Below are 11,281 nucleotides of genomic sequence, written 5' to 3'. Positions count from 1 at the left end.
AGTTGATGAGGAGCAGCATGGCAAACGAGATCGCCAGCATGACCGCGGCAATTGCTGTCGCAGCCGCATAGTTGAACTCTTCGAGCCGGATGACGATCAGCAGCGGCGCGATCTCGGAGACATAAGGCAGGTTGCCGGCGATGAAGATCACCGAGCCGTATTCGCCGACACCGCGGGCAAAGGCGAGCGCAAAGCCGGTGAGGCCGGCTGGCAAGAGCCCCGGCAAAAGCACCCGGCTGATCGTCTGGAAGCGGCTGGCGCCAAGGGTGGCTGCAGCCTCCTCCACTTCCTTGTCGATCTCCTCCATGATCGGCTGCACGGTCCTGACCACGAAGGGCAGGCCGACGAAGATCAGGGCAATGACGATGCCGGCCGGGGTGAAGGCGATCTTGAGGCCAAGCGGCTCCAGGAACTGGCCGATCCAGCCGTTCGGGGCATAGAGCGTCGTCAGCGCAATGCCGGCAACCGCGGTCGGCAGCGCAAAGGGCAGGTCGACCATGGCGTCGATCACCCGCTTGCCGGGGAACCGGTAGCGCACCAATACCCAGGCGAGGATGACGCCGAAGACGAGATTGATAACGGCAGCGATAAAGGCCGTGCCGAAGGAGATCTTCAAGGCATTGAGCGTGCGCGGATCAAGCGCCAGCGCCACGAACTGCGCCCAGCCGAGCCCGCTGGCGCGAAACACCAGACCCGACAACGGGATCAACACGATCAGAACCAGCCAGCTCAGCGTGATCCCGAGCGACAATCCAAATCCAGGCAAAACACTCGGCTGGCGAAATCGCCACCGGTTCCCATTGCGTCGCTCCGTCACCTTTCGGTCACCTCTTAGCCCCGCAGCCGCGAGCGGCTGCGCTATCCCCATCCAAACCGATCTTCAAACCGCCGGTTGGCCGGCTTGTTCGAGCGCCGGTATCTTTCGGCGCCAAACTACCAATTTCATGGGCTCCAACAACGCAAATTTTTGACGCTTCGGCGGCCGGAAGGGAAACTGATTTTCGCTTCTGACCGCGTCTCAAGAAACACTCTGCTCCCAACTTTGTTCCATGCCTGACATCTAAAATGATGGAAGGCAAACGATGCAGCTGAAAAGTTATGCTATAGAATTTATAGATATTGAATGTTCCTTGCTTACGCGCTGTGTCCCACTCTTCCATAATCAAGCCATGAATCGGGCGCGGCAGAATGCGCGGCCGTTACTTTGAAACATTCTCGTAAGCGGCTGATGTCATGGCAACAACGCTCATCATTCCCGGGCTGTTCGGATCGGGCAGCGGCCACTGGCAGCGCCATTGGCTCAATGACAATCCGCAGGCGGTTCTTGTCGAACAGGACGATTGGGATCGCCCGAGGCTCGATCTCTGGCGCGACAGGCTCGAACACGAGATCTTCCGGCATGGAACAGTCGACCTCGTGGCCCACAGCCTCGGCTGCCTTCTGGTCGCCAATCTCGTGCGGCGCCCGCTCGCCCGGCAGGTGCGCAGCGCCTTGCTCGTCGCGCCGTGCGATCTCGGTCCGACCGATCGGCTTCATCCGGGCGCCATCGACTTCGGGTCGATGCCCGACCTGCCCTTGCCTTTTTCGAGCCTCGTCGTCGGCAGCCTGAACGACCCCTATATGCCTTTCGACCGCCTGCGTCATTTTTCGACCCGCTGGGGGAGCCGCCTCGTCGATCTTGGCCATGCCGGGCACATCAACATTGCCAGTGGTTTTGGCCGCTGGTCGCATGGCTATGACCTATTGAGGGTGTTGAACGGGATTTCGCGTCGGGAGTTTGCACGTGCGCAGCCGGGCGAATTTTCAGAGCAGTTACCCTTGCCAAACGGCGTGGCTTGAACGCTCCAGAGCATGGCGAGGGAGACCGCTTTGCGTGGTCGTGTCACACGGCCCTTGATGTCGGCGCCGTTTCGCGCTCTAATAACGCACAAAGTTTATAGAGTATACCGTCTAGGGATGCGCATGCGCCAAGGTGCCAGGCCAGCCGGGATAGGACATACGGGCTCGACCGTCCTTGCGGCGGACGATATCTTCTCGCGACCCTGCAGATGGTCGCCGATACCCTCACAATTCGGTCGGTGTCTGCGTTGAGGACCGAAACAGCCATGCATTTCAAACTTTGCCGGCGGGGCCGGCCATAGGAGAGTGCACATGACTGTCCATGGATTGTTTGCCAAGACGTCTCCGACGGAAATGAGTTCCAGGGGCAAGCCGCATATCGCCATCGTCGGCCGCGGTTTTTCCGGTGTAATGATGGCTATCGCCCTGATGAAGTCTGTGCGGGCCGCCTTTCACGTCCATCTCTTCGATCCGCAACCGACGATCAGCGGCGGGCAGGTCCTGGCCGCCGCCCAGAGCGGCGAAATCCTCAACAGCCGCGTTCGCGACCTTTCGGTGGCCGCCGGTCAGCCCGAAGACTTCAACGACTGGCTCTCGGCCAATGCCGAGTTTCGCGCCGCCGTGCCGGCCGCCATTCCCGGGTTCCAGCAGATCTTCGTGCCGAAGAGCATCTTCAGCGACTATGTTTACCAGCGCTTCTCCGAGGCGCTGACGCGCCGGCCGGATATTTCGATGCAGCTCTCCTGTCAGGCGGTGCTTGGTCTTCGCAAGCAGGCTAATGGGCGCTTTCTCGTGGTGCAGGAGAACGCGACGGTGGAATGCGACGCCGTTGTGCTGGCGACTGGTTTTGGTTTGCGCCGCGGCGAGATGGAAGTTGCCGACGAGGAAAAGCCACTGGTGCGCGCCCGTCGTCTCGTCGTGCCGCGCCACACGGTCCTGCTCGGTAGCGGAGTCCGGGTGGTCGACCGCCTGCTGCAGCTTCGCGATAACGGCTTTGCCGGCGAGGTCACCATCCTCTCCCGCCATGGTTTCCTGCCGCAGCCGCATACCCGTCTTTCGGCAGCGCCGACATTTCCGGTCGAGCCGATGCCGACGCGGCTCGGCGAGATCGTTCGCTTCGTCCGGCAGGCCTGTGCCGAGGCAGAAGAAGCAGGGCTCGGCTGGCAGGCGGCCATGAACGGCCTGCGTCGACGGGCGCGGTCCTTGTGGCAGGCGCTGCCTGAGGAAGAAAAACATCGCTTTAACCGGCACCTGCGGTCGATCTACGACAGCCACCGCAATCGCCTGCCGGCACCCCTCTACCTGCGTCTCCGGCAGGAGCTTGCCAGCGAGCGGACCGTGCTACGCAAGGGCTGGGCCGGCCGGCGCCGTCCGGAAGGGTTGATGGTGCGCTTTGCCGGTGAAAGCCAGGAGACGCTGCTGTCAGCCGACCAGGTGATCGACTGTCGTTGTTCGGCGCCTGACCTTCAGGCGCCGTTGATGCAGAGCCTTTTTTCCGGCGGCCTTGCCGAGCCCGACGAACTCGATCTCGGCATTGCCGTCAGCCCGGCGGGCGAAGTGCTCGCGGGCGGAGCCCCGACGCGCGATCTCTACGCAATTGGGCCGCTCGGCGTCGGCAGCCTGCCCGACATCGATCTCGTGCCGGAAATCGTCACGCAGACCTATGCCGCGGCGCGACTGATCGCAACCCGGAACCGGGTCACTCTGAAGACTGGCTAAGGCTTGCCGCTTAACGCCGCGTTGCCCAGGGCACCAGCCAGCGCTCGATGAGGCGTGCCGCCAATTCGAACAGGAAGGCGACAGCGGCGATCACGACGATACCGGCGATGACCACGTCGGTCACAAGGAACTGGGCGGCGGACTGGATCATGAAACCGAGGCCGCGGGTTGCGGCGACGAGTTCGGCCGCCACCAGCGTCGACCACCCGGCGCCGAGCGCGATACGGGTTCCCGTGAGGATCGAGGGCAGGGCGCTCGGCACGATGACATGGCGCAGCACCTGCAGCCGCGACGCGCCGAAGGAGCGCGCCGCATTGACGTGATCGGCCGACGCGGAACGGACGCCCGTTGCCGTCGAAAGGATGACCGGCGGTAACATCGCCAGTGCAATCACCGCAATCTTCGACGCTTCGCCGATGCCGAGCCAGATGATCACCAGGGGAAGATAGGCAAGCGGCGGCAGCGGTCGCAAGAATTCGACGATCGGATCGAGGATGCCTTTGCCGAGACGGCTCGCTCCGATGGCAAGGCCGGCGGGAATGCCGGCGACGAGGGCGACGGCAAGCGCGCCGAAGATCCGCAGCAGGCTGGCGCCGACGTGCTCAGCGAGCGTCGCATCGACAAAACCGGTGATGGCAAGGCTCCGGAGTGCCTGGTAGACGGCAACCGGTGACGGCAGGAACAGCGGCGAGACGAAACCATAGCTGGAGGCAAGGCTCCAGAGGAAAAGCAGTGCCGTAGTGGTCGCGAGCGAAATCCAGACAAGCGGCAATGGTGGTCGGTCGGCGCTCTGTTCCGGTTGCTCGTCTAGGTGACGTGCCGTCGGCATGATGGGCGGCAGGCCTTCAACCGAGATGCTCATGCGGCAATTCCTTCTTCTTCGGCATGGATGAGCACGGTCAATTCGTCCTGCAGGCGGCGAAAGGCGGCTGAGCTGCGGATTTCCGAAAGCGGTGTCCCTGCGAGGTGATCGCGGCCGAAGGTCGTGAAGATTTCGCTGGTGATCCGGCCGGGGTTGGGGGCAAGCACGATAACCCGCGTTGCCAGCAGCAGCGCCTCCTCGATGCTGTGGGTGATCAGGAGGGCGCCGACGCGATTCCGTTGCCATATGTCCAGAAGAAAGCCCTGCATACGGCTGCGGGTCAGCGCGTCGAGCGCGCCGAGCGGCTCGTCCATCAACAGAAACTTCGGGCTGGAGGCGAGCGCACGGGCAATGCCGACACGCTGGCGCATGCCGCCCGACAGTTCCCAGACATGCCGCTCGGCTGCATCGCTGAGCCCGACCTGATCGAGAAGGGCTCGCGCCCGCCGAAGCCGATCCGCCTTGGAAAAACCGCGCAGGCGCAGGGGAAAGGCGACATTGTCGAGGGCAGTCAGCCACGGATAGAGTGCATCGTCCTGGAACACGACGGCGCGCTCTGCCCCTGGGCCGGCGACCGGCGCGCCATCGAGCCGAACGCGGCCGCTGCTTGGTTTCACGAAGCCAGCAGCAAGATTGAGAAGGCTGGTCTTGCCGGAGCCGGAGCGGCCGATGACGACAACGAACTCGTCGTGGTCGATCGACAGATCGATCGATGCAAGCACCGGCGTGTTCCGGCCGGCATCGGCCGCGTATCGCAATGTGACATTCTCAAGCGAGAGGACGGACATGCTGTTCTCCTGGCATGGCGAAGTGCGCCCGCCCGAAGATTTCATCCGGGCGGGCAGCAATTGAGTGAACGTCAGAACGAGAGCTTTGCCGCTTCCTGCGCCCAGCGGGCGGAAACGTAGGGCGCGTAGTCGGGGAGGACTGCCGGGATCTTGCCCTGTTCGAGCAGGAAGGCCGAGGTCTGGGCGATCGCCTTGACGGTCGCGCCGCCGAGAAGATCAGCGCTCGCCTGCTCTTCGAGCGAAGGGAAGTAATAGCCCTTTAGCAGGTTCGGCACCTCCTCGGGCTTTGCACCGGTGAGCCGTGCGATCTTCTCGGCCTGGGGCGAGCCCGCGCTCCAGGCCTCCGGCTTGGTGCGGTAGTCCGCATAGGCGTCGCCGGTCACCTTGACGAAGCCGGTGACGATTTCAGGATGTTCCTCGGCAAACTTCTTGCTGACGATCCAGGCGTCGAAGGTCGGGCCGCCCCATTTCGCGACGTCGCTCGATGTCGCAAGCACGGTCGCGGTCTTCTTGATTTCGGAGAGAACCGGATCCCAGACATAGGCGCCATCGATATCGCCGCGCTGCCATGCAGCGGCGATCTCCGGTGGCCGGAGGTTGAGGATTTCAACCGCCTTCGGGTCAATGTTCCAGTGTTTCAAGGCGGTGAGCAGGCTGTAATGCGCCGTCGAGACGAAGGGCGTTGCAATCTTCTTGCCGGCAAGCTCTTCCGGCTTGTCGATTCCCTTGACAGCCAGCGCCTCTGCGTCGCTGATCAGGCCGACGACGAAGATTGTTTCAAGCGGAATTTGGCGGCTCGCGGCGGCGGCCAGCGGCGAGGATCCGACATAGCCGATGTCGATCGACCCGGATGCAAGTGCCGCAATCACGTCTGCGCCACCGTCGAATTTCTGCCAGGTGATCTTGGCGCCGGTCACCTTCTCATAGGTCCCGTCTGCCTGCGGCACGCGCGACGGCTCGACGATGGGCTGGTAGCCGATGGTCAGCGTCGTTTCGTCCGCATGGGCTGGAAGGGAAAGCTGGCTCGCCGCCAAGAGGGCGGCACTGGCGGCAAGAAGGGTGCGTCTGCGGATCGTCATCGTATGCTCCTCAACGGTTGCGGCTTCCTCGGGAAGTCCTCACATTATGTTGATTAAAAGCATGGATTTTATGTAGATAAATTATTCCGCTTTTTGTGGCTTTGCAGAGAGCCCATTCCAAATTTGAGATCCGTGGCAGCGCTCTGTGCCATGCATGGAAAGCAGCGTCAGAACTGCACGCCGCCGTAGCGGCCGTTGTGGTAGACGATCGGTTCGCCGGTCCCCGCGCTAATCGCCACCACCCGACCGAGGATGATCGCATGGCTATGGCGCTCGATGATCTCCTCGACCTCGCAATCGATGGCGGCAAGCGCGCCGGCAAGCGCCGACGCGCCGCTGGCAAGCCGGATCCATTCGGCGCCATCGTAGCGAGCGGCGCCCTTGGTGCCATCGACACCGGAGAAACGCTCGGCGACCCTTTGCTGTTCGCGCGACAGAAGGTTGACGCAGAAATGCCGATAGCGCTCGATGACCGGCCAGGTGGAGGATGTGCGGTTGATGTTGACGATCATGGTCGGCGGATCGACGGCGAGCGCGGTTGCGGAGGTCACGGTGGCGCCGGTACGCTCTTCGCCTATCCCTGCGGTGATGACGGAGACGCCACCTGAGAAGTTGCGCATGGCCGCCTTCAGCGCGGGCGTGGTGATCGACCCGTAACCATTGGCGGTCGGAACGATGGCATCGAATGCGGGAGAAGCGGCAAGCGCAATGGTCATGGCCAAATCCTCGAAAAATTTAATCTAATTCCCGGTCGCTCACGGCTGATGCGGGAAAAATTTTTCCTCACATCAAGGATGATCGTCCGAATTCTTATTGTCAATAAATTTTATAGAGTTTATGCTTTTTGGCAATCGAGGGACGCTCTTGCGTGCCTCCGAAGGAACCTGCGAGGAGGCTTGCGCGAATGGGAATTGTGCCCGACGAAATCCCCGAGAAGATCCCCGAGAAGATCAATGTGCTCTGGTTTCTGCCGACCCACGGCGATAGCCGCTATCTCGGAACCACGCGCGGCGGCCGAAACGTGGACCTCAATTATCTCAAGCAGGTCGCGCAGGCCGCCGATACGCTCGGCTACTATGGCGTGCTCATCCCGACGGGGCGGAGTTGCGAGGACAGTTGGGTGGTCGCTTCGGCGCTGGCGCCGCTCACTGAAAAGTTGCGGTTCCTGATCGCGGTTCGGCCCGGCCTGCTTTCGCCCACGCTCGCGGCACGCATGACGGCCACGCTGGACCGTCTCTCGGGCGGACGGCTGCTGATCAACGTCGTTACCGGCGGCGATCCGATCGAAAACAAGGGCGACGGCATACATCTCGCGCATGGCGAACGCTACGAGGTGACCGAGGAATTCCTGAACGTCTACAAGGCCGTGCTTCGCGGAGAAGAGGTCGATTTCAAGGGGAATCACTTCGATATCGAAGGCGGGAAGCTCCTGTTTCCGTGCGTACAGCAGCCCCACCCGCCGCTTTATTTCGGCGGCTCCTCCGGCAAGGGCCAGGAGGTGGCAGCGCGCACGATCGACAAGTACCTGACCTGGGGCGAGCCGGTCGAGGACGTTGCCCGCAAGATCGCCGAAGTGCGCGCCCTGGCCGAAGCCGAGGGCAGGGACGTTACCTTCGGCATCCGCCTTCATGTGATCGTTCGCGAAACCGCAAAGGAAGCGTGGCAGGCCGCCGACGAACTGATACGATATGTGGATGACGACACGATTGCTGCCGCACAGAAGGTGTTCGAGCGCATGGATTCGGTTGGTCAGAGCCGCATGAGCCGCCTGCATGGTGGTCGCCGTGACAAGCTCGAAATCGCTCCCAATCTCTGGGCCGGCGTCGGTCTGGTGCGCGGAGGGGCGGGAACGGCGCTCGTCGGCGATCCCGATCAAGTCAGGGCGCGCATGGAAGAATACCGACAAATCGGCATCGACAGCTTTATCCTGTCCGGTTACCCGCATCTCGAAGAGGCCTATCGCTTCGGTGAACTGGTTCTGCCGCATCTGCCGCTGGCCCACGCCGTCCCGGCACGCGAGACATCGATCAACACCGGGCCGTTCGGCGAAACCATCGCCGGCGATCATCGCCCGAAGCTGAAGGTCTCCCAGTCGTGACAGCTGTGCGGCGACCGGTCATTGCCATTGTCGGCGGCGGCTTCACCGGCGCAGTGGTCGCGGCGAACCTTGCACGCCATGCCGCCAGCGACGGCGCCGCCATCGTGGTCTTCGAGCCGCGAGACCGGCTCGGCGCGGGCCTTGCCTATGATAGCGGCAATCCCGCCCATCGCACGAATGTGCCTGCGGCCCGCATGAGCCTCGTTCCTGATGATCCCGACGATTTTTTGAACTGGCTGGCGGCCCATGGCGAGCCACGCGGCGACCCGGACGCAAGGGCGGCCGATGGCCATCTTTATGTGCGGCGGGCGGTGTTCGGGCGATACGTCGGCGCGTTCGTCGCGCCGTTCGTGCGGAGCGGCAAGGTCGTGCACCGGCGCGAGCGCATCGCGCGCATCGAGCGGCGTGGAGCGCGCTGGAAGCTGACCTCCGACGCTGGGACGGAGCTGCTGGCCGACATCGTCGTGATCGCCACGACGCATCCCTCGCCTTGTGCGCCGAAGCGCGTTGCACAGGCGCTCGAAGGCCACCCGCGTTTCGTCGCCGACACTACGGTCGCTGGGTCTCTCACCTGCCTTCGTCCCGATGATCACGTTCTGGTGCTTGGAAACGGCCTGACGGCGGCGGACGTGATTGCGTCGCTGAGGCTCGCCGACCACCGCGGCTCGATCGTCGCCCTGTCGCGCCGCGGACTTCGTTCGCGAGGCCATGCGGGAAGAGCACAGGAACCCTTCGGCGATTTTGTCGGTACCCCGGCGCGAACCGCGCTCGAACTGCTTCGACGCGTGCGCCTGGCGGTGCGGCAGGCCGCTCAGGCGGGGCTCAGCTGGCATGCGGTTTTCGACGCTTTGCGTAGCCAGGGCGGACAAGTCTGGCGGGCGTTGCCGGTTGCAGAGCGACGCCGCCTCGTGCAGCGCCTGCGACCGTTCTGGGACGCCCACCGGTTCCGCGTGGCGCCGCAGATCGATGACGCGATCCGGCAGGCAATCGAGACGGGACAGTTGCGTGTCCTCGGCGCTTCGATCGAGGGCGTCGAGCGCTACGGTCAGGTCATCGCGGTCGATATCCGTCACCGGCAGACGCGCATCCGGGAACGCCTGTTGTTCGATGCCTGCGTCGTGACGACCGGCCCGGCGCATACGGGTATTCTTTCCAGCCAGGACTGGCTCGCGGATCTGGCGTCGAAGGGCTGGCTGCGCCTAGACAGTGTCGGACTGGGGCTTGCCTGCGATGAGGCGAGTCGGGCGATCGGGACGAGTGGCGTGGCCGAGAGATCGCTGATCGTTGCCGGGCCGCTGGCGCGCGGCACCTTCGGCGAACTCATGGGCCTGCCGCAGGTCAACGATCACGCCATCTTCATTGCCGATGAGATCGCCGAGATGCTGGCGCGGCCGGACAGGGTCGCCACCCGCCGCAGGTCGGCGTCATCCGTTCGGCAACGACTGGTCACGACCCTCGACGGCGCCGCCAGGCGTTGAAGCCGGAGCCTCGCCGTCGAGCCGGCGGGACCAATCTTCGACAGCCCGCGTCTGCAGGCGCTTGGCTGCATAGTCCCGCCAATTCGGGGGCAGGATGGCGAGATCGGCGATTTCGGACAGGGCATCGCAGTTGAGCGTATCGACATAGAGATAGTGCCACAGCCGGGCGATCGTCCATTCGGGATAGCGCCGCTCGACGAGTTGCATCCGCTCACCGGGCGAAACCAAGCCGGTTTCGATGACCCGGTAGTACCATCCCGTTCGGCCGGTCTGCTGGACGCGGCGGGCCATATCCGGCAGATCGAAACGGCGGTTCAGCTTCCAGCAGGGTTGCCGGCCCTGGCTCACCTCGAGAAGGGCTTTACCAAGGCGGAACTGGTCGCCGACCGCGACATCTCTTTCCGTCAATCCCAAGGCCGAGATGTTCTCGCCGAAGGCGCCCGGCTGCTCCAGCCTGGCTACGCTTCCGAGATCCTTGACCCAAGCCTCGTAGTGGTCGCGCGGGTAATGATGCACGGCCTTATCCGGGCCACCGTGCCTCTTCAGATCACCCTGATGGTCGCCGGCAAAGCCGGTTGTGCCGAGATGTATCGGCCCGAGAGCCGGATGTTTGTCGATACCGCTTAAGGTTCCGCGGTCGTCGATCGGCGTGAGGGTGCCGATGAGCAGGGCGTCGAGCGCAATCGGGACCTGCTCAACCATCGACGTTCTCCAGCCATTCGCCGATCATCGACGCGGCCGCCGCCTCCAGGCGAGGCCCGTGACGTCGGGCGTCGGCGCGCAGGCCCGGCACGCTGAGCCCGGCGGACGCCAGTTCGCAGGCGTGACCGACGAGCCAGCGTTCAAAGGCCGCGCCGGCTTGGGCCTCCGGGTGAAACTGAAGGGCGAGCACCGTATTGCCGCGCGCGAAGCCTTGCTGCGCGATCAGCGATGTCGAGGCCAGCAGGTCAGTGCTGGCCGGCAGGTCGTAGGTGTCACCGTGCCAATGCAGGACGGAGACGTCGGCGAGATGGCGGAGGGCCGAGGCCTCGCCGGCGGCGCTAAGGCTCAGCGGCGAAAACCCGATCTCCTTCAGGCCGGAAGGGTAGACGCGGGCGCCGAGCGCGCGGGCGATCAGCTGGGCGCCGAGGCAGATTCCGAGCGTCGGCCGGTTGCCGGCAAGACGTGCCTGAAGCATGGCGATTTCCCCGGCGATGAAGGGATAGGCCCCGTCTTCATAGACCCCGATCGGACCGCCGAGCACGATGACGAGATCGGGCTCCAACGGATCGAAAGAGAGGTAATTTTCGTCGCCGACATTGCGGTACTCGATTTCAAATCCCGCCGCCCGCAGCGGTCCGGAAAAGCTGCCGAGATCTTCGAAATGCACATGTCTGAGGGCGAGCGCCTTTCTGGTCGTCATCGTCTGTTCTCCATGC

General features: G+C 63.6%; 11 protein-coding genes. 4 read left to right on the top strand and 7 right to left on the bottom strand.

The features are described from left to right. Positions 1-817 (bottom strand): sulfate ABC transporter permease subunit CysT (gene cysT, locus IB277_RS36680; RefSeq protein ID WP_371813769.1); only part of this gene is annotated, 817 nt, incomplete at its 3' end. 416 nt (positions 818-1,233) lie between these two features. On the opposite strand from cysT, the gene IB277_RS36675 reads away from it, so the two are divergent. Both IB277_RS36675 and IB277_RS36670 read left to right on the top strand, forming a co-directional pair. After that, the gene (locus IB277_RS36675; protein ID WP_034801968.1) at positions 1,234-1,839 is read left to right on the top strand and encodes an alpha/beta hydrolase; all 606 of its coding nucleotides are present in this window, start codon (positions 1,234-1,236) and stop codon (positions 1,837-1,839) included. A 312-nt stretch (positions 1,840-2,151) separates the two neighbouring features. Further along, on the top strand, positions 2,152-3,558 hold the full coding sequence (locus tag IB277_RS36670) for an FAD/NAD(P)-binding protein (protein WP_034801970.1): 1,407 nt from the start codon (positions 2,152-2,154) through the stop codon (positions 3,556-3,558). A gap of 10 nt (positions 3,559-3,568) precedes the next feature. On the opposite strand, the gene IB277_RS36665 is transcribed toward IB277_RS36670, so the two are convergent. The 4 genes from IB277_RS36665 to IB277_RS36650 all read right to left on the bottom strand — a co-directional run bounded on the left by IB277_RS36665 (position 3,569) and on the right by IB277_RS36650 (position 7,003). After that, a complete protein-coding gene (locus tag IB277_RS36665) occupies positions 3,569-4,420 on the bottom strand; it encodes an ABC transporter permease subunit (RefSeq protein ID WP_134887515.1) in 852 nt (283 codons plus the stop codon). After that, positions 4,417-5,208, bottom strand: coding sequence for a taurine ABC transporter ATP-binding protein (locus IB277_RS36660; protein WP_034801977.1), 792 nt, complete (start codon positions 5,206-5,208; stop codon positions 4,417-4,419). The genes IB277_RS36665 and IB277_RS36660 overlap by 4 nt, the downstream gene beginning before the upstream one ends. A 71-nt stretch (positions 5,209-5,279) precedes the next feature. Further along, positions 5,280-6,287 carry a taurine ABC transporter substrate-binding protein gene (gene tauA / locus IB277_RS36655; protein WP_060610805.1) on the bottom strand — a complete coding sequence of 336 codons (1,008 nt, stop codon included), beginning with the start codon at positions 6,285-6,287 and terminating at the stop codon, positions 5,280-5,282. Positions 6,288-6,454: 167 nt separating this feature from the next. Then, entirely contained in the window at positions 6,455-7,003 is a 549-nt protein-coding gene (locus IB277_RS36650; RefSeq protein WP_083523842.1) for a flavin reductase family protein, read from the bottom strand. A gap of 188 nt (positions 7,004-7,191) precedes the next feature. On the opposite strand from IB277_RS36650, the gene ssuD reads away from it, so the two are divergent. Then, positions 7,192-8,385 carry an FMNH2-dependent alkanesulfonate monooxygenase gene (ssuD, locus tag IB277_RS36645; protein ID WP_060610802.1) on the top strand — a complete coding sequence of 398 codons (1,194 nt, stop codon included), beginning with the start codon at positions 7,192-7,194 and terminating at the stop codon, positions 8,383-8,385. Beyond that, entirely contained in the window at positions 8,382-9,863 is a 1,482-nt protein-coding gene (locus IB277_RS36640) for an FAD/NAD(P)-binding protein (RefSeq protein WP_060582211.1), read from the top strand. The genes ssuD and IB277_RS36640 overlap by 4 nt, the downstream gene beginning before the upstream one ends. Here the strand turns inward: IB277_RS36640 and IB277_RS36635 are convergent. Continuing rightward, positions 9,810-10,565: an MOSC domain-containing protein gene (locus tag IB277_RS36635; protein ID WP_060610794.1), complete on the bottom strand. Its 756-nt coding sequence runs from the start codon at positions 10,563-10,565 to the stop codon at positions 9,810-9,812. The two genes, IB277_RS36640 and IB277_RS36635, sit on opposite strands and share 54 nt — an antisense overlap. Continuing rightward, on the bottom strand, positions 10,558-11,265 hold the full coding sequence (locus IB277_RS36630; RefSeq protein WP_060610791.1) for a glutamine amidotransferase: 708 nt from the start codon (positions 11,263-11,265) through the stop codon (positions 10,558-10,560). The genes IB277_RS36635 and IB277_RS36630 overlap by 8 nt, the downstream gene beginning before the upstream one ends. Positions 11,266-11,281: the final 16 nt, after the last annotated feature.

This window comes from Ensifer sp. ENS07 (assembly GCF_014852185.1).
GTDB lineage: Bacteria > Pseudomonadota > Alphaproteobacteria > Rhizobiales > Rhizobiaceae > Ensifer > Ensifer adhaerens.
The sequence above is the reverse complement of the archived record's forward strand: the minus strand, read 5'-3'. Positions and strand labels throughout refer to the sequence as shown.

Bases quoted from the DNA above. Each gene is read 5' to 3' on its own strand.
- IB277_RS36670 (WP_034801970.1), top strand. From the start codon at position 2,152: ATGACTGTCCATGGATTGTTTGCCAAGACGTCTCCGACGGAAATGAGT.
- ssuD (WP_060610802.1), top strand. From the start codon at position 7,192: ATGGGAATTGTGCCCGACGAAATCCCCGAGAAGATCCCCGAGAAGATC.
- IB277_RS36630 (WP_060610791.1), bottom strand. From the start codon at position 11,265: ATGACGACCAGAAAGGCGCTCGCCCTCAGACATGTGCATTTCGAAGAT.
- IB277_RS36650 (WP_083523842.1), bottom strand. From the start codon at position 7,003: ATGACCATTGCGCTTGCCGCTTCTCCCGCATTCGATGCCATCGTTCCG.
- tauA (WP_060610805.1), bottom strand. From the start codon at position 6,287: ATGACGATCCGCAGACGCACCCTTCTTGCCGCCAGTGCCGCCCTCTTG.
- IB277_RS36675 (WP_034801968.1), top strand. From the start codon at position 1,234: ATGGCAACAACGCTCATCATTCCCGGGCTGTTCGGATCGGGCAGCGGC.
- IB277_RS36665 (WP_134887515.1), bottom strand. From the start codon at position 4,420: ATGAGCATCTCGGTTGAAGGCCTGCCGCCCATCATGCCGACGGCACGT.
- IB277_RS36635 (WP_060610794.1), bottom strand. From the start codon at position 10,565: ATGGTTGAGCAGGTCCCGATTGCGCTCGACGCCCTGCTCATCGGCACC.
- IB277_RS36660 (WP_034801977.1), bottom strand. From the start codon at position 5,208: ATGTCCGTCCTCTCGCTTGAGAATGTCACATTGCGATACGCGGCCGAT.